Source organism: Frigoribacterium sp. NBH87 (assembly GCF_014217665.1).
GTDB classification, from domain to species: domain Bacteria; phylum Actinomycetota; class Actinomycetes; order Actinomycetales; family Microbacteriaceae; genus Frigoribacterium; species Frigoribacterium endophyticum.
Map to the genome: position 1 here is coordinate 309,929 of NZ_CP043650.1, position 16,564 is coordinate 326,492.

At 74.1% G+C, this 16,564-nt stretch carries 16 protein-coding genes, 4 tRNA genes and 1 pseudogene; 14 read left to right on the forward strand and 7 right to left on the reverse strand.

Translation table 11 applies throughout. The annotated features are described in order from the left end of the window. Window positions 1-73 precede the first annotated feature (73 nt). Complete coding sequence (locus F1C15_RS01445) at window positions 74-1,357, forward strand: ammonium transporter (RefSeq protein WP_056054591.1); 1,284 nt, start codon at window positions 74-76, stop codon at window positions 1,355-1,357. A 324-nt stretch (window positions 1,358-1,681) separates the two neighbouring features. On the opposite strand, the gene F1C15_RS01450 is transcribed toward F1C15_RS01445, so the two are convergent. From F1C15_RS01450 to F1C15_RS01460, 3 genes are all read right to left on the reverse strand, one after another. Beyond that, window positions 1,682-1,753: transfer RNA gene (locus F1C15_RS01450), tRNA-Val, on the reverse strand. Between the two features lie 64 nt (window positions 1,754-1,817). After that, window positions 1,818-1,891 (reverse strand) — tRNA-Cys (locus F1C15_RS01455). 66 nt (window positions 1,892-1,957) lie between these two features. After that, window positions 1,958-2,029, reverse strand: a tRNA-Gly gene (locus F1C15_RS01460). 173 nt (window positions 2,030-2,202) lie between these two features. On the opposite strand from F1C15_RS01460, the gene F1C15_RS01465 reads away from it, so the two are divergent. Next, window positions 2,203-2,275 (forward strand) — tRNA-Val (locus F1C15_RS01465). A 91-nt stretch (window positions 2,276-2,366) separates the two neighbouring features. Here the strand turns inward: F1C15_RS01465 and F1C15_RS01470 are convergent. Both F1C15_RS01470 and F1C15_RS01475 read right to left on the reverse strand, forming a co-directional pair. Next, window positions 2,367-3,395: a carboxypeptidase-like regulatory domain-containing protein gene (locus F1C15_RS01470; RefSeq protein ID WP_185232585.1), complete on the reverse strand. Its 1,029-nt coding sequence runs from the start codon at window positions 3,393-3,395 to the stop codon at window positions 2,367-2,369. Window positions 3,396-3,548: 153 nt separating this feature from the next. Further along, entirely contained in the window at window positions 3,549-3,758 is a 210-nt protein-coding gene (locus F1C15_RS01475; RefSeq protein ID WP_185232587.1) for a hypothetical protein, read from the reverse strand. A 45-nt stretch (window positions 3,759-3,803) separates the two neighbouring features. On the opposite strand from F1C15_RS01475, the gene F1C15_RS01480 reads away from it, so the two are divergent. The 5 genes from F1C15_RS01480 (at window position 3,804) to F1C15_RS01500 (ending at window position 8,700) form a co-directional block, all read left to right on the forward strand. Next, complete coding sequence (locus tag F1C15_RS01480; RefSeq protein ID WP_056054601.1) at window positions 3,804-4,514, forward strand: YqjF family protein; 711 nt, start codon at window positions 3,804-3,806, stop codon at window positions 4,512-4,514. 154 nt (window positions 4,515-4,668) lie between these two features. Beyond that, window positions 4,669-5,796, forward strand: a complete 1,128-nt coding sequence (locus tag F1C15_RS01485) for an ABC transporter substrate-binding protein (protein WP_056054604.1) — start codon at window positions 4,669-4,671, stop codon at window positions 5,794-5,796. 2 nt (window positions 5,797-5,798) lie between these two features. Further along, window positions 5,799-6,722 (forward strand): ABC transporter permease, encoded by a 924-nt coding sequence (locus F1C15_RS01490; protein WP_370543610.1) that lies wholly within the window; start codon window positions 5,799-5,801, stop codon window positions 6,720-6,722. Further along, a complete protein-coding gene (locus tag F1C15_RS01495; protein WP_255465403.1) occupies window positions 6,719-7,579 on the forward strand; it encodes an ABC transporter permease subunit in 861 nt (286 codons plus the stop codon). Before F1C15_RS01490 ends, F1C15_RS01495 begins: the two co-directional genes overlap by 4 nt. Beyond that, window positions 7,576-8,700: an ABC transporter ATP-binding protein gene (locus F1C15_RS01500; protein ID WP_185232588.1), complete on the forward strand. Its 1,125-nt coding sequence runs from the start codon at window positions 7,576-7,578 to the stop codon at window positions 8,698-8,700. Before F1C15_RS01495 ends, F1C15_RS01500 begins: the two co-directional genes overlap by 4 nt. Window positions 8,701-8,721: 21 nt before the next feature. Here F1C15_RS01500 and F1C15_RS01505 read toward each other — a convergent pair whose 3' ends face one another. After that, on the reverse strand, window positions 8,722-9,009 hold the full coding sequence (locus F1C15_RS01505; protein ID WP_056054607.1) for a hypothetical protein: 288 nt from the start codon (window positions 9,007-9,009) through the stop codon (window positions 8,722-8,724). Window positions 9,010-9,136: 127 nt separating this feature from the next. Here F1C15_RS01505 and F1C15_RS16075 point away from each other — a divergent pair. Then, a pseudogene (locus tag F1C15_RS16075) lies at window positions 9,137-9,871 on the forward strand (DUF817 family protein); the annotation flags it as partial. Window positions 9,872-9,988: 117 nt separating this feature from the next. Here F1C15_RS16075 and coaBC read toward each other — a convergent pair. Beyond that, window positions 9,989-11,239: a bifunctional phosphopantothenoylcysteine decarboxylase/phosphopantothenate--cysteine ligase CoaBC gene (gene coaBC / locus F1C15_RS01515; protein ID WP_255465548.1), complete on the reverse strand. Its 1,251-nt coding sequence runs from the start codon at window positions 11,237-11,239 to the stop codon at window positions 9,989-9,991. Between the two features lie 188 nt (window positions 11,240-11,427). Between coaBC and F1C15_RS01520 the strand changes: the two genes are divergently transcribed. From F1C15_RS01520 to sufU, 6 genes are all read left to right on the forward strand, one after another. After that, a complete protein-coding gene (locus tag F1C15_RS01520) occupies window positions 11,428-12,219 on the forward strand; it encodes an NRDE family protein (RefSeq protein WP_185232592.1) in 792 nt (263 codons plus the stop codon). Between the two features lie 56 nt (window positions 12,220-12,275). After that, the gene (locus F1C15_RS01525; RefSeq protein ID WP_255465404.1) at window positions 12,276-13,145 is read left to right on the forward strand and encodes an amino acid ABC transporter substrate-binding protein; all 870 of its coding nucleotides are present in this window, start codon (window positions 12,276-12,278) and stop codon (window positions 13,143-13,145) included. Between the two features lie 3 nt (window positions 13,146-13,148). Continuing rightward, on the forward strand, window positions 13,149-13,811 hold the full coding sequence (locus F1C15_RS01530; protein ID WP_056054613.1) for an amino acid ABC transporter permease: 663 nt from the start codon (window positions 13,149-13,151) through the stop codon (window positions 13,809-13,811). Further along, window positions 13,798-14,610 (forward strand): amino acid ABC transporter ATP-binding protein, encoded by an 813-nt coding sequence (locus tag F1C15_RS01535; protein WP_185232594.1) that lies wholly within the window; start codon window positions 13,798-13,800, stop codon window positions 14,608-14,610. Before F1C15_RS01530 ends, F1C15_RS01535 begins: the two co-directional genes overlap by 14 nt. A 113-nt stretch (window positions 14,611-14,723) precedes the next feature. Next, entirely contained in the window at window positions 14,724-16,091 is a 1,368-nt protein-coding gene (locus F1C15_RS01540) for an aminotransferase class V-fold PLP-dependent enzyme (protein WP_185232596.1), read from the forward strand. Then, window positions 16,088-16,534: a Fe-S cluster assembly sulfur transfer protein SufU gene (sufU, locus tag F1C15_RS01545; protein WP_056054625.1), complete on the forward strand. Its 447-nt coding sequence runs from the start codon at window positions 16,088-16,090 to the stop codon at window positions 16,532-16,534. Before F1C15_RS01540 ends, sufU begins: the two co-directional genes overlap by 4 nt. Window positions 16,535-16,564: the final 30 nt, after the last annotated feature.

Below are 16,564 nucleotides of genomic sequence, written 5' to 3' on the forward strand. Positions count from 1 at the left end.
AGCCCGTGGCACCCCCACGGTCGGGGCGGCCGGTGCCTCCCTGGCTTGTCAGAACTCGAGAGGTGACACACACATGGATCAAGGCAACACCGCCTTCATGCTGATCTGCGCGGCACTCGTGCTGCTCATGACGCCCGGCCTGGCGTTCTTCTACGGCGGCCTCGTCAAGGCCAAGAGCGTGATCAGCATGATGATGCTGAGCTTCGGGGCCATGGGCCTGATCGGCGTCCTCTGGGTGCTCTTCGGCTACTCCATCGCGTTCTCGAACGGCCCCCAGGGCCCCGCGGGCACCGACACCTACATCGGGTGGGACGGCGTCTTCGGCTTCGACCCGTCGATGTTCAGCCTCGACTCGCTCTTCCAGGAGAGCGCGGCGCCGGTCGGTGACTACCCGACCATCGCCTTCGCCGCCTTCCAGGCGACGTTCGCGATCATCACCGTCGCCCTCATCTCGGGCGCCATCGCCGACCGCGCCAAGTTCGGCGCGTGGATGATCTTCGCCGGCGTCTGGGCCACGGTCGTGTACTTCCCCGTCGCGAGCTGGGTCTTCAACTTCACCCTCGGCGAGGACGGCTCGGTCGTCGACGGCGGCTGGATCGCCAGCATGGGCGTCATCGACTTCGCCGGCGGCACGGCCGTCCACATCAACGCGGGCGCCGCCGCCCTGGCCCTCGCCCTGGTGCTCGGCAAGCGCGTCGGCTTCGCCAAGGGCGCCGACAAGCCCCACAACCCGCCCTTCGTGCTGCTGGGCGCCGGCCTCCTCTGGTTCGGCTGGTTCGGGTTCAACGCCGGCTCGGAGCTCGCCGCCGACGGCGTCGCCGCCCTCGCCTTCCTCAACACGATCGCCGCCCCCGCGGCCGCCATCCTCGGCTGGCTCGTCGTCGAGAAGGTCAAGGACGGCAAGGCCACCTCGGTCGGCGCAGCCTCGGGTGCCGTCGCCGGCCTCGTCGCGATCACGCCGGCCTGTGCCGCCCTGTCGCCGTTCTGGGCCATCGTGCTCGGCGTCGTCGCCGGCGCCGTCTGCGCCCTGGCGATCGACCTCAAGTTCAAGCTCGGCTTCGACGACTCCCTCGACGTCGTGGGCATCCACCTCGTCGGCGGCCTCCTCGGCACGCTGTACCTCGGCTTCTTCGCCAACGGCTCGGGCCTGATCTTCTCCGGCTCGTTCCGCCAGCTGGGCATCCAGGCGCTCTCCGCCCTCGCCGTCATGGCCTACTCGTTCGTGCTCGCTTTCCTGATCGGCCTGGCCATCGAGAAGACGATCGGCTTCCGCGTCAAGAACGAGGACGAGGTCGCGGGCATCGACCTCGCGCTGCACGGCGAAGAGGGCTACGTGCTCGAGAACTCGCGCGCCTAGCTCGTCACCGCTGCTCCACCAGGACGGCCCCGGTCACCACGACCGGGGCCGTCCTTCGTCTGTGGGTGGGGGAGCCCCGAGCCGCGCAGGCGGGCTGCTGCGCCCCGGAGGAACGCCGGGAGGCGCGCGAGGCCACCCGAGGGCGTTCGGTACGACGAGACATGCGGCGGACACGGCTGAGGCGGCTGAGGCGGACGGTGCCCTCGGGGGAGGACGGAACGCTCCTCGGAGGCCGACAGCCCATGAGATCGAGGAAAGCCCTCGGGAACGAACCAACCCCCGGGAACGACGAAAGCCCCCGGCGAACCGGGGGCTTTCTCTGTGTGAGCGATACTGGGATCGAACCAGCGACCTCTTCCGTGTCAGGGAAGCGCGCTACCGCTGCGCCAATCGCTCATGCATGTCGCCGAGGCGACGTATTCAGTTGATCACGACATCATAGACCGGAGTCTTGACGACATGGAGGTGGAGACGGGATTTGAACCCGCGTGAACGGCTTTGCAGGCCGGTGCCTCGCCTCTCGGCCACTCCACCATACGAGCAGCTCCCAGAGGGGGAGCCACCAGTCGGTGGACCACCCTCTGGTGAGCATTACACTCGAGCGGATGACGAGATTCGAACTCGCGACCCTCACCTTGGCAAGGTGATGCGCTACCACTGCGCCACATCCGCATTTCGCTTTGCATTTCTGCGTGCAAAAGAACAATACCCAGACCCGGGGCAGAATACAAATTGAGGCATGTTCGTGTCTTGGGGGCCCTGATCAGCAGGGTCGGACCTGCCCGCGCCGGGGCCTCGAATGGCGCCGGGCCGCCCCGATGCACTAGCATCGACGAGTCCCACAGGGGCGATTGGCGCAGTTGGTAGCGCGCTTCCTTCACACGGAAGAGGTCATCGGTTCGAGCCCGGTATCGCCCACACAGAACACCTCTCGACAGAGCATGTCGACAGAACCCCGGTCCGCCGGGGTTTTTTCATGCCCTCACCCGACATCACGGCCAGCCGCCCGTCACGGCGTGGGCGACTGCGGCGCCAGGAAGACGTCGGTCGACCGATCGGCCCCGTACGTGACCGAGATCGGCACCGCCTCCGCCGCGCTCCGCACGAGCGGGACGGGCACGTACTGCCCCGCCCACCACCAGCGCTGGTGCGACGCCGTCTCGACGCCCACCGTGTAGCGACCGCTCGGCACGATGAACTGAGCCACCTTGCGGGGGGAGCTCGTCGCGTCGAGGGCCTGCGTCATGACGGCCCCGGTCGCCGTGTCGGTGATGGTCACGACGGCGCCGTCGAGGTCCGGGCCCGGGGCGTTCACCGGGTCGGGCTCGTCGACGACGACCTGGAGGTCGTACGTCGTGTGGACGTACCGGGGAGCCGCGGCGACGTGGCTCGCCGGCGTCGTGGCGGTCTCGGCCTCGACGTCCTGGCGCCACACGGTCGGCACCGCACCCGGGGCGGCGACGACCGTGGCCGTGTAGAGGTCGGTGGGCATGCCGGAGAAGAAGTAGCGCCCCTCGGCGTCGGTGACGGAGGTGAGGGAGGTGCCGGTCCGGTTGCCGTAGACCTCGACCGTGAGCCCGGCCGGCGGCGTGGGCCACGGGCCGACCAGCCGGCCGCCGAGGGTGCCCCCGACGGGGAGCGTCACGTCGACCGCCGTCGGTGCGTCGGCCCGGACGGTGAGGTCGGTCGTCATCACCGGTGTCCGGCGACCGTGACCGGCGGTCGGCGGCGGGGTCACGGAGAGCCAGTAGCGCGAGCCCACGGGCACGTCGGCGAAGGTCAGGGCCCCGGTGGAGTCGGTGGTCGCGTCCCGCTCGAAGGGCCAGGCGCCGACGAGGCGGACCGCAGCCCCGGGAAGGCCGAGCGCCGTGCCCGACGACCGCAGCAGCCTCACGGAGACCGTGCCCGTCGCCGTCGTGGCCGGCACCGCGGCGGCCGACGACACGAGAGGCGGAGGCGCGGCCTGGGCCGAGGCCGGGGCGAGAGCTCCGAGGCCGACCGCGGCCACGAGCGAGAGCGAGACGACGAACCTGTCCACGGGGACCCCCTGTGCGTGCACCGGCCCGGCACGGTGCCGAGCCCGCCGGGTCCGGGCCTCCGGTGGCAGGAGCCTAGGCCCGCGGTGCCTCCGCCGCACCCGTCGTGGTCACCACGGCTCGACAGCGTCCACCGGGCGGGCCGACGTCGGCGCTCAGCCCTCCTTCGCGGCCCGCCGTCGCCGGATCGCCAGCACGGTCCGCACGCCGTAGACCACGGCGATGACCGCCCCGACGACGATGGTCACCCACGAGCCGTCGGGGGAGAGCAGCGCCTCCGCCGCGAAGACGAGGCCGAGGAAGGCGATGCCGGCGGTGATGGCCAACGACGCGGTGGTGGGGGCGGGAGGGGGCGTGTCGCTCATCCCGTGACCGTACCGTCACCCGCTCCGGGGGAGCAGCATCGGAGCATGCCCGCCGCCCCGCCGCTGCCGCACCGCCCCGTCACCCAGCACGACTGGCGCGACGTCGTCGGCCTGCACTGGGCGGTCGACCCCGCCCTCGCGGCGCCGCTGGTGCCCCGGGGCACGAGGCCCGACCTGCACGACGGGGCGGCCTGGGCGAGCCTCGCCGCCTACCGCTTCGTCGACAGCACCGTGCCGCCGCTGCCGCGCCTGGGGCGGCTCGGTACCATGACCGAGATCGTCGTCCAGCTCGCGACCGTCGACGACGAGGGCCGTCGGGGCATCGCGTACCGCTCGATCGACACCCAGCACGCGCCCGCCGTGGTCGCGGCTCGGCTGATCGGCCTGCCCTACGTCTGGGCCCGGGCCGGGAGCCGGGTGCGTGACGACGACGTCGCCCACCGCACGCAGCGCCGGGCAGGAGGCGCGGGCTCGGTCGTCCGGGTCGCCCTCGTCCCCGAGACGGTCGCCCCGCGCACGGCCGACGCCGACGAGACGACGAGGTTCCTCTCCGACCGCTGGGGGGTCCACACCGCACGCCGCGGAGTCACCGGCTGGTGGCGTCGCGCGCACGAGCCGTGGACCTTCCGCACGGGCACGGTCACGCGCCTCGACGACGGGCTCCTGGCCGCGGCGGGCCTGCCCGGCCTCGCCGAGCGCGAGCCCGACCGCGTGACGGTGTCACCGGGCGTCGTCGTCCGCTACTCGCGGGGCTGAGGGCGGCCCGCTCGGACGGCCACCCGGCGTCCACCGTCCCGTCACCGGGGCGCCGCCTCCTCGTCGTCCTCGCTCCCTACGGTGCTCGCGGGCCGGTCAGCACGACCGGCCGCACGACCGGCGGCCGCCCGCGGCCCCGCACCTGGAGGACACCGTGACCCCGACCCGCCCCCTCGCCGCCGCCGCGGCGCTCACCGTCCTCGCCCTCGGCCTCGCGGGCTGCACAGCCGCCGACGCCGCGGGCGACGACGCCGCCTCCGGCACCGCCGCGACCGCCACCAGCGCGGAGGACCTCGGGGGCATGGACGCCCTCGTCGCGGCCGCCGAGGCCGAGGGCGAGCTCAACGTGATCGCCCTGCCCGACACCTGGGCCAACTACGGGAAGATCATCGACGCCTTCGAAGCCGAGTACGACATCACGGTCAACAGCGACAGCCCCGACGTCTCGAGCGCGGAAGAGATCACGGCGGCGAAGAACCTCGCCGGGCAGGACACCGCGCCCGACGTCTTCGACCTGGGCTCGGCCGTGACGCTCGCGAACCTCGACCAGTTCGCGAAGTACAAGGTCGCGACGTGGGACGACATCGCCGACGACCACAAGGACGCGGACGGCGCCTGGGTCTACGACTACACCGGCCTGATGTCCGTCGGCTACGACGCGGACGCCGTGCCCGAGCCGGAGACCCTCGACGACCTGCTGGGCTCCGAGTACAGGGGGAAGGTCGCGATCAACGGCGACCCGACCCAGGCCGGCGCGGCCGCGGCGGCCGTCCAGTGGGCGGCGCTCCAGGACGGCGGCAGCGCCGACGACGTCAGCGCCGGGGTCAGCTGGTTCGGCGAGCTCGCCGACGCGGGCAACTTCCTGCCCACCGACCCGACCCCCGCCACGATCGCCTCGGGCGAGACGCCCGTCGTCTTCGACTGGAGCTACAACAACCTCGCGGCCGCGGCCGACGCGGGAGGGCGCGACTGGAGGACGGCCGTGCTGCCCGGGACGGCGCTCGGCAGCTACTACAACCAGGCCGTCAACGTCGACGCACCCCACCCCGCCGCCGCGCGCCTGTGGCAGGAGTTCATCATGAGCGACGAGGCCCAGAACCTGTACCTCGCCGCCGGGGCGTACCCCGTGCGCCTGGCCGCGATGACCGAGGCCGGCACCGTCGACCAGGACGCCCTCGACGCCGTCGGCGAGCAGCCGGCCGACACCGTGCAGCTGACGACCGAGCAGACCGAGGCCGCCTCCGCGCTGCTCGCCGGCACCTGGGCGCAGGCGATCGGCTGATCGTGGTCGCGCTCGTCGAGGGGAGGCCCCCCGCGGCCGACCGCGACCGCGTCGACGGCGCCCGGCCCCCTCGGGCCCGGCGCCGTCCGGCGGCGTGGTGGGCCCTGACCCCGTTCGCGGTCTACGTCCTGCTCTTCCTCGCCGTGCCCTGCGTCGTCGCGCTGGGCACCGGCTTCGTGACGGGCGACGGCCGACCCAGCCTCTCGGCGCTCACCGCCCTCGGCGAGCCCCTCGTGCTCCGCGCCTTCGGGAGCTCCGCGCTCGTGTCGGGGATCACCGCCGTCGTCGGCGCGGTCGTCGGCGCCGTCGTCTGCTGGGGACTCACCGCCCTCCGCCCGGACGGCCTCGTCCGCAGCCTCGTCGACTCGGCCGCGAGCGTCCTCGCGCAGTTCGGCGGCGTCATGCTCGCCTTCGCCTTCACGGCCACCATCGGGATCCAGGGCGTCGTCACCCAGCTGCTGCTCACCCGGCTGGGCGTCGACGTCTTCGCCGGCGGCGTCTGGTTCTACCAGGTGCCCGGGCTGCTGCTGCCCTACGTCTACTTCCAGGTGCCGCTCATGGTCATCACCTTCATGCCGGCCGTCACGGGGCTCAAGCCCCAGTGGCAGGAGGCGGTGGCCACCCTGGGCGGGACGCGGCGCGAGCACCTGCTCCGCGTCGTCGTGCCCGTGCTCGCACCGGCCTTCGTCGGCAGCGTGCTGCTGCTCTTCGCGAACGCCTTCTCCTCGTACGCGACCGCCGCAGCGCTGATCAGCCAGGGCGCCCAGATCGTGCCCCTGCAGATCCGCGCGGCGCTGGTCAGCGAGACGGTGCTGGGCCGCGAGAACGTCGCCGGCGTGCTCGCGCTCGGCATGGTCGTCGTCATGGTCGTGCTCATGACGCTCTACTCGCTGCTCCAGCGCCGCACGGAGCGGTGGCAGCGGTGACCCGCCGACGCGGGGAACCCGGGACGGCGCTGCGGAAGGCCGTCCTCGCCGTGGTCGGCGCCGTCTTCGCCGTCCCGATCGCGGCCATGGTCGCGTTCTCCCTCCGCTCGGCGGACGGGACGGGCCACGACCTGGGGCACTGGACCGCCCTCGCCGCCCCCGAGAACGAGAGGGCGTACCGCTCCCTCGTCGAGGGCGTCACGAACAGCCTCGTCCTCGCGGCGGTGACGGCCGTGCTCGTGCTCGTGCTGCTCGTGCCGACGATGGTCGTCGTGCACCTGCGGTACCCGGCGCTGGTGCGGCCCCTCGAGTTCGTCTGCCTCGTGCCCGTCACGGTGCCGGCGATCGTGCTCGTCGTCGGGCTGGCCCCGGTGTACTCGGTCGTCTCGCGGGTCGCCGGCTCGGGGGCCTGGACCCTCGCGCTGGCCTACGGGGTCACCGTCCTGCCCTACGCGCACCGCGCCGTCCAGGCCGACCTGGCCGCCACCGACCTCCGCACCCTCACCGAGGCGGCCCGGACCCTCGGCTCCGGCGGCGTCGCGACCCTCCTCCGTGTGGTGGTGCCGTCGCTCCGTCGCGGGCTCCTGGCCGCGGCGTTCATCACGGTGGCCGTCGTCCTGGGCGAGTACACGATCGCCAGCCTGCTGAACCGGGTGACGCTGCAGACGTCGCTCGTCCAGGTCTCGCGCAGCGACCCCTTCGCGGCCGTCATCCTCGCCCTGCTCGCCCTCCTGCTCGCGTTCCTGCTGCTCGCCGTCGTCGGCAGGGTCGGCTCCGCCGGCGCGGGCCGCCCCGTCCTCCCCGGCCGCGACGTCGCGGCCCCCGCCCCAGCTCCCGCCCGGAAGGCCCTCCCGTGACCGCCACCGCCCCCGTCGACCCGACCACCGCCTCCTCGGCCCCGTCACCGACCGGTCGAGGCTCCGCGGCCGCGGGCGCCCGGACGACGTCGACCGCGGGCGCCGCGGTCGCCCTCCGCGGCGTGGTCAAGGAGTACGCGGGCCACGTCGCGCTCCGCGGCGTCGACCTCGACCTCGCGCCGGGGGAGCTCGTCGCCCTCCTCGGCCCCTCGGGCTGCGGCAAGACGACGGCACTGCGCACCCTCGCGGGGCTCGAGACGGTCACCGAGGGCCGCATCACGGTGGACGGGCGCGACGTCGTCGACGTGCCGACGCACCGCCGGGACGTCGGCATGGTCTTCCAGGCGTACTCGCTCTTCCCGCACCTGACGGTGCAGCAGAACGTCGAGTTCGGGCTCCGCACGCGGCGCGTGGCGCGGGCCGAGCGGGCGACCCGCGCCGCCGAGATGCTCGACCTGGTGGGCCTCGGGGAGCTGGGCGGCCGGTTCTCTCACCAGCTCTCGGGCGGCCAGCAGCAGCGCGTCGCCCTCGCCCGGGCGCTCGTCACGCGGCCCCGCGTGCTGCTGCTCGACGAGCCGCTCAGCGCGCTCGACGCGCAGGTGCGGGTGCAGCTGCGCGAGGAGATCCGTCGTCTGCAGCGCGAGCTCGCCATCACGACCCTCTTCGTGACGCACGACCAGGAGGAGGCCCTGGCCGTCGCCGACCGGGTCGCCGTGATGCGGGCCGGCGCGATCGAGCAGATCGGCACGCCCGAGCAGCTGTACTCGGCGCCGGCGACGCGGTTCGTCGCGGAGTTCGTCGGGTCGAGCAACCGGCTGCGGGCCGAGGTCGTCGACGGGCGGGTGCGGCTGCCCGGGCAGGAGGTCGCCGCCGTCGGCTCCCCGGACGACGGGGAGGCGTGGGCCTACGTGCGCCCGGAGGACGTCACGTTCGCCGACCGCGGGGTCGCGGGCGTCGTCGAGTCGGTGTCGTTCCTCGGCGCGGTCTGCCGCACGAAGGTCCGGACGTCGCCCGACGACGTCGTCGTGCTCGACCACCGCGCGCACGAGCGGCGCGAGGTCGGCGAGTCCGTCCACGTGGCGTTCACGCCGCGGGCCGTCGCCGTCGTGCCGTTCGGCTGACGGCGCCGGCGGCCCCCGGGGTCAGGAGGAGGACGAGGGCTCGGTCGAGCCCGTGCCCTTCTTCGCCGCGATGGCGTCGCGCTCGCCCCGCAGCGAGCGCACGGTCTCGGGGTCGAGGAAGTCGACGAACGGGTTCGGCTGACCGGTCTTGTCGGCCACGACCAGCGTGTACTCGGCGGCCGCCTGGCGCACGCGCTCGGTGGCGCGCCCCGCTTTCTTCGCCGAGAGCGGCCGGTCTCCCATCACCTCGCCGTGGTGCTCGAGGGCCTTGACCAGGGTCTTGAGGGCTGCATCGATCTTCTTGCTCACGGGGGCATGGTGGCACACCGAGGTGAACGGGCGAGCCCGGGGCGCAGGAGCGGTCGTCCGCCGGGAGGACCACGGTGGTCCTCCGGGCCGATCCGGGGCGGGCGTCGCCGCCCGTAGCGTCGCCGACATGCCCGCCACGCCCGCCTCCGGCCCCCTGCCCGCCGGCTCCCCGACCGCGGGTCGCCGAGCGCCGTCCCGCGACCGGGCCGTCGAGGCCCTCCGCGACCTCGTCGCCTTCGCGGTGCAGCAGGCCCTCTCCTGCGCCTTCGCCGTCGCCGTGCTCGTCGGCCTCGCCGTCACCTCGGTCGTCGACGTGGGGATCCCGCGGTACGACGCGATGCTCGTCTGGTGCGTCGCCGTGCAGGCGGCCTTCGTCGTCGGGCGGCTCGAGAGCCGCCGCGAACTGCTCGTGATCTGCGCCTTCCACCTCCTGGGCCTCGGCCTCGAGGTGGTCAAGGTCGCCGTCGGCTCGTGGTCCTACCCCGACGAGGGGGTCCTCCGCGTGGCCGACGTGCCGCTCTACAGCGGCTTCATGTACGCGGCCGTCGGGAGCTACGTCTGCCAGGCCTGGCGGCGCCTCGACCTCCGGGTCGACCGCGTGCGGACGGGCCCGGCGCTGGCCCTCGCGGCCGCCTTCTACCTGAACTTCCTCACGAACCACTGGCTGCCCGACGTCCGGTGGCCGCTGATGGCGGTGGCCGTCCTCCTCCTCGGCCGGCACCGGGTCGCCTTCACCGTCCGGGGGAGGGTCCGTCGCATGCCGCTCCTCGTCTCGTTCGCGCTCATCGCCGTCTTCATCTGGCTCGCGGAGAACGCGGCGACCCTCGTCGGGGCCTGGGCCTACGCCTCCCAGGCCGACGGCTGGTCGATCGTGCACCCGTCGAAGATCGGCTCGTGGACGGTGCTCGTCGTCTTCAGCGTGGTGCTGGTCATCTGGCTGCACCAGCGCGCCGACGACGCCGCGGCACGGGCGGCCGCCTCAGGCGACGCCGCCACCGGCGAGGCCGAGGCGCCCCGTCGCGAGGACGGCGTCGAGCACGAGGTGCGCCACCTCGTCCTTCGTCCCGGCCAGGCGGCCGGCCTCCTCGCCCCCGGCGCCCAGCACGACGACGTCGGAGTCGTCGGTGCCGAACCCGGTCGACCAGCCGACCGGGTTGAGCACCAGCAGGTCGCAGCCCTTGCGGGCGAGCTTCCGCCGCCCGAGGTCGAGCAGCTCCTCGGGCGACGTGGCCGTCTCGGCCGCGAAGCCGACGACGACCTGGTCGGCCGGGCGTGAGGCGCTGAGGGCCGCGAGCACGTCGGTCGTCCTGACCAGGCGGAGCGTCAGCTCGTCGCCCCGGTCGTCCTTGCGGATCTTCGACGCGGCCACCTCGACGGGGCGGTAGTCGGCGACCGCCGCCGCCATGACGACGACGTCGGCCCCGATCGAGGAGGCGGTGGTCGCGTCGAGCAGCTCGCTCGCGGTGCCCGCCGCCACGACCTCGACGCCGGGGAGGAGCGCCGCCGCCCGGGCGACGTCGTCGTCCAGGTGCGCGGCCACGAGGGTCACGGCCGCCCCGCGGGACGCAGCGGCCCGGGCCAGGGCGAGCCCCTGTCGACCGCTCGAGCGGTTGCCGAGGAACCTCACGGGGTCGAGGGGCTCGCGGGTGCCGCCGGCCGTCACGACGACGCGGCGACCGGACAGGTCGCGGGGGCGCGCCTCCGCGACGACGGCCTGGGCGACGGCCGCGAGCGCGGCCTCGACGATCACGTCCGGCTCGCTGAGACGACCCGGCCCGCTGTCGCCGCCGGTGAGCGGCCCGTCGTCGGGGCCGACCACGACCACGCCCCGCGAGCGCAGCAGCTCGACGTTCGCGACGGTGGCGGCGTTCCGCCACATCTCGGTGTGCATGGCCGGGGCGACGACCAGGGGAGCCGTGCTCGCGAGGATCGTCGTGCCGAGGAGGTCGTCGGCGAGCCCGTGCGCGATCGCCGCGAGGGTGTGGGCCGTCGCCGGCGCGACGACGACGAGGTCCGCCGCCTGGCCGAGCGCGACGTGGCGCACCTGGGCGACGTCGTCGAAGACGGAGGTGTGCACCGGGTTGCGGCTGATGGCCTCGAAGGTGGGCAGGCCCACGAACCGCAGGGCCGCCTCCGTCGGGACGACGTGGACGTCGTGGCCCCGGACGACGAGGCCGCGGACGACGCTGACCGCCTTGTACGCGGCGATCCCGCCCGAGACGCCGACCACGACCGTGAGGCGCCGGGCGCCCTCGCCGTCGTCGTCTCGTCGGTGCTGGCCACGGTCGGTCTGTCCGGTCACGGTTCCCCTGACGTCGGGGGCCGTCGGGGAAGCGCCGGCGGCCCGGTAGCGTTGCTGCCTCCACGATGCCCCATCCCGGGGTGGTCGCGCCCCCGACCCGGCCGAGGAGCCTCCCCGTGTGCACAGTCGTCGTCTCCGTCGCCCCGTCCGGCCCCTGGCCCGTGGTGTTCCTCGGCCTCCGCGACGAGGCCGCCGACCGCCCGTGGGATCCTCCGGCCGCCTGGTGGCCCGAGCTCGGCGAGCGGGTGCAGGGCGTCCACGACCGGGAGGCCGGCGGTGCCTGGCTGGCCACGGCGACGGGCCCGGCCCGCGCCTCCGTCGTCCTCAACCGGCACGAACGGCCCCCGGAGCCGGAGGGCGGGTGGGAGACCCGGGGGGTCCTGCCGCTCCGCGCGGCGGCCGACGGCGACCTGCCCGTCGGCCGCCCGCGCCAGCGTCCCTTCACGCTCCTCACGGCGGACCGGGAGGGGGCGTCGGTGACCTCGTGGGACGGCTCCGCCCTCAGGGCCGAGCGGCTCGCCCCGGGAGTGCACGTGCTCACGCACGGAGCGGTCGACGACGCGGCGGTGCCGCGCGTGGCTCGCTGGGCCCCGTCGTTCCGCGCGGCGGAGGCGCCCACGGGGCCGCCGCCCGCCGAGGGCCGGGCGGACGGGCTCGGCGGTCTCGACGCCCTCGCCGACGCGGGCTCCTCGTGGGGGCCGTGGCTCGACGTGCTCCGCGAGAGCACGGCGCTCGACGAGCGCGACCCGGAGGCCCTGGTGCGCTCCGACCTGCTCGACGGCCGCTGGCTCGGGTCGCTGTCGCTCTCCCTCGTCGCGGTCGCCGACGACGACGTCCGGCACGTGCACGTGAGGCTCGACGACGAGACGCGGCGTCATCGGGAATCAGCGGGGGCGACGCGCGGTTAGTGTCGGGAGCCACGCCCGACCCGGGCGCAGGAGCACCCCCGACCAGGAAGTCCGACGTGAAGATCACCGCGCCCCGCACCCGCCTCGCCCGCACCGTCGCCCTCACCGGCGTCGTCGCCGCCTCCGTGCTCGGCCTCAGCGCCTGCGCCCCCGCGTCGACCGACGGCGTCGTCAGCGCGCCGACCGGCAGCAGCAGCGCCGCGGCGGGGGAGGGCACGACCCTTGCCGACGTGCAGGACGCCGGGAAGCTCGTCGTCGGCACCGAGGGCACCTACAAGCCGTTCACCTTCCACGAGGACGGCTCCGGCGAGCTCACCGGCTACGACGTCGAGGTCGTCACCGCCGTCGCCGAGAAGCTGGGAGTCACGCCCGAGTTCCAGGAGACCCAGTGGGACGCGATCTTCGCGGGCCTCGACGCGGGCCGCTTCGACCTCATCGCCAACCAGGTCTCGATCACCGACGAGCGCGAGGCCAAGTACGACTTCTCGGCCCCGTACACGGTGAGCCGCGGCGTGGTCATCGTGCCGGCCGACGACACCTCGATCACGTCGCTCGCCGACCTCGACGGCAAGACCACCGCGCAGTCGCAGTCGAGCAACTGGTACACCACCGCCAAGGACGCCGGCGCCGACGTCGAGGTCGTCGAGGGCTGGGCGCAGTCGATCGCCCTCCTCGAGCAGGGGCGCATCGACGCCACGGTCAACGACGAGCTGACCTTCCTCGACTACCAGCAGACCGACCCGACGGCCGCGGCCGCGGTCAAGGTCGGCGCCACCACCGACGACGTCTCCGAGAGCGCCTTCGTGGTCGCGAAGGGGTCCGACGACCTCGTCGCCGCGATCGACGACGCCCTCGACGAGCTGCGCGCCGACGGCACGCTCGCCTCGATCTCCGAGAAGTACTTCGGCAGCGACGTCAGCGAGTAGCCCGTGCCGTCGTCCGACCTCTTCTGGCGGTCGCTCTGGCCGATCGTGTCGGGCGCCCTCGTGGCCTCGATCCCGCTGGCCCTCGCCTCGATGGCCATCGGGCTCGTCATCGCCCTGGTGGTCGCCCTCATGCGGCTGTCGCCCACGCGGTGGCTGCGGTGGCCGGCCCGCGTCTTCGTCTCGGTCATCCGGGGCACGCCGCTCCTCGTGCAGCTGTTCGTGGTCTTCTACGGGCTGCCGTCGATCGGCGTGCGCCTCGACCCCTGGCCGAGCGCGATCATCGCGTTCTCGCTCAACGTGGGCGGCTACGGCGCCGAGGTGATCCGGGCGGCGATCCAGTCGGTGCCGCGCGGCCAGTGGGAGGCGGCGCACACGATCGGCATGTCGCGCTCGCTCGCGCTGCGGCGCGTCGTGCTGCCGCAGGCGGCGCGCGTCTCCGTGCCCCCGCTCTCGAACACGTTCATCTCGCTCGTCAAGGACACCTCGCTCGCCTCGCTGATCCTCGTCACCGAGCTCTTCCGGCAGGCACAGCAGATCGCGACGGTCTCGAACGAGTTCATGCTGCTGTACCTCGAGGCCGCCCTGGTCTACTGGGTCATCTGCCTCGCCCTGTCGACCGGCCAGGGCGCCCTCGAGAAGAAGCTGGACCGCCATGTCGCCCGCTGACGCCTCCGCCGCCGGCCCCGCCCGCGCCTCCTCGTCCGCCCCCGCCGTGCTGACCGTGACCGGGCTCACGAAGTCGTTCGGGGGCACGGCCGTGCTTAAGGGCATCGACCTCTCCGTCCGCCGTGGCAAGGTGGTCGCGATCATCGGGCCCTCCGGCTCGGGCAAGACCACGGTGCTGCGGTCGCTCAACAGCCTCGAGGTGCCCGACGGCGGCACCGTCGCCCTCTCGACCGGGCAGGTGCTCGACTTCGGGGCGGGGGCGTCGAAGCGCGAGCTGCTCGCCCTCCGCGACCGGTCGTCGATGGTGTTCCAGCACTTCAACCTCTTCCCGCACATGACCGTGCTGCAGAACGTCGTCGAGGGGCCGATCCGCGTCCAGGGGCGCGACCCGAAGGAGGCGCGGAGCGAGGCCCGGGGGCTGCTCGCGCGCGTGGGCCTCGGCGGCCGCGAGGATGCCTACCCCGTCGAGCTCTCCGGCGGGCAGCAGCAGCGCGTGGGCATCGTGCGCGCGCTGGCGCTCCGGCCCGAGCTGCTGCTCTTCGACGAGCCGACCTCCGCCCTCGACCCCGAGCTCGTCGGCGACGTGCTCACCGTCGTGAAGGAACTGGCGGAGGAGGGCTGGACGATGATCGTCGTCACGCACGAGCTCGAGTTCGCCCGGCGGGTGGCCGACGAGGTCGTCTTCATGGACGACGGCGTCGTGGTCGAGCGCGGCACGCCGGCCGACGTCCTCAACCGCCCGCGCGAGGCGCGCACGCAGCAGTTCCTGCGACGGGTGCTGCGGCCGCTCGACGACTGACGCCGACCGCGGCGTGCGCGGGCCGGGCGGCCTCCGGGAACACACGGCGCCCCCGCGTCGTTGCACGACGGTGCCGTGGTCGAGCCTCGGTACGATCGGCGAGAAGGGACACCGTGACCACCACCTCTACGACCGCCGGCCCCCGGGCCGCCGCGACGACCGCCTCCCCGGGGCCGCTCTCCGACGACGAGGCCGCGCGCCTCCGCGCCGACTTCCCGCTCCTCGCGCAGGAGGTCTCGGGCGAGCCGCTGGCGTACCTCGACTCCGGCGCGACCGCGCAGCGGCCCCGTGCCGTGCTCGACGCGGAGCGCGCCTTCCTCGAGACGACCAACTCGGCCGTGCACCGCGGCGCGCACACGCTCGCCGCCCTGGCGACCGAGGCCTTCGAGGAGGCGCGGGAGACCGTGGCCGGCCTGCTCGGCGCCTCCGCAGACGAGGTCGTCTGGACGGCGAACGCCACGGACGCCCTGAACCTCGTGGCCTACGGAATGGCGAACGCGACCCACGGCCGCGGCGGCGAGCCCGCCCGGAGGTTCGCCCTCCGGCCCGGCGACGAGATCGTCGTCACCGAGGCGGAGCACCACGCCAACCTCGTCCCCTGGCAAGAGCTAGCGGCCGTGACGGGAGCGGTGCTCCGTGCCGTCGCGGTCGACGACGACGGCGTGTGGACGGCCGCCGACGCCGCGGCCGTGATCGGGCCCCGGACGCGCGTCGTCGCCGTCGCCCACGTCTCGAACGTCACCGGGCTGGTCGCCCCCGTCGACGAGGTCGTCGCGCTCGCACACGCGGTCGGGGCCCTCGTCGTGCTCGACGCCTGCCAGTCGGTGCCCCACCGCCCCGTCGACGTCCGCGCCCTCGACGTCGACTTCCTCGCGTTCTCGGGCCACAAGATGCTCGGGCCCACCGGCATCGGGGTGCTCTGGGGGAGGGCCGAGCTGCTGGGCGCGCTGCCGCCCTTCCGCACGGGCGGGTCGATGATCACCACCGTCACGCTCGACTCGGCCGAGTACCTGCCCGCCCCGCAGCGCTTCGAGGCCGGCACGCAGCCGGTCTCGCAGGCCGTCGCCCTCGCCGAGGCCGTCCGGTACCTCCGGGCCGTCGGGCTCGACCGCGTCCAGCAGCACGAGGAGGCGCTGGCCGAGTCGCTCGTCAGGGGCCTCTCCGCGATCCCCGGCGTCCGTGTCGTCGGGCCGCCGGCGGGCGTGGCCCGCTCGGGCCTCGCCAGCTTCGTCGTGGACGGCGTCCACGCCCACGACGTCGGGCAGTACCTCGACGCCCAGGGCGTCGCGGTGCGCGTCGGGCACCACTGCGCCCAGCCGCTGCACCGCCGGCTCGGCGTCACCGCGACCACACGGGCCAGCACGTACCTGTACACGACCACGGAGGACGTGGCGCGGCTGCTGGCCGGGGTCGCCGGGGTCCGCGCGTACTTCGGCGCGGACGACGGCGTGGCGGCCCCGGCCGGGGAGGGAGACCGATGAGCGGCGCCCTCGACTCCCTGTACCAGCAGGTGATCCTCGACCACGCCAAGGCGCGGCACGGCGACGGCGACCTGCCCGGGGCCGGCGCGGAGCACTACGAACGGAACCCCACCTGCGGCGACGAGATCACCGTGCGCGTCGCGCTCGTCCCCGGCACGGACCGCGTCGAGTCGCTGCGCTGGCAGGGCGCCGGCTGCAGCATCTCGATGGCGTCGGCGTCCGTCCTCGCCGACCTCGCTCCGGGCCTGACGCTCGACGAGCTCCGGGGCCGGGTGGGGGCGTTCCGCGACATGATGCGGTCCCGCGGGGCGGGCGAGCCCGACGACGAGCTGCTCGGCGACGCCGTCGCCTTCCACGGCGTCTCGAAGTTCGTCATGCGCGTGAAGTGCGGCATGCTCGCCTGGGTGGCGGCGGAGGCCTGCGCCGTCGAGCTCGCCGCGTAGCGGGGAGGGGCGTCGCCCGCCGCTAAACTG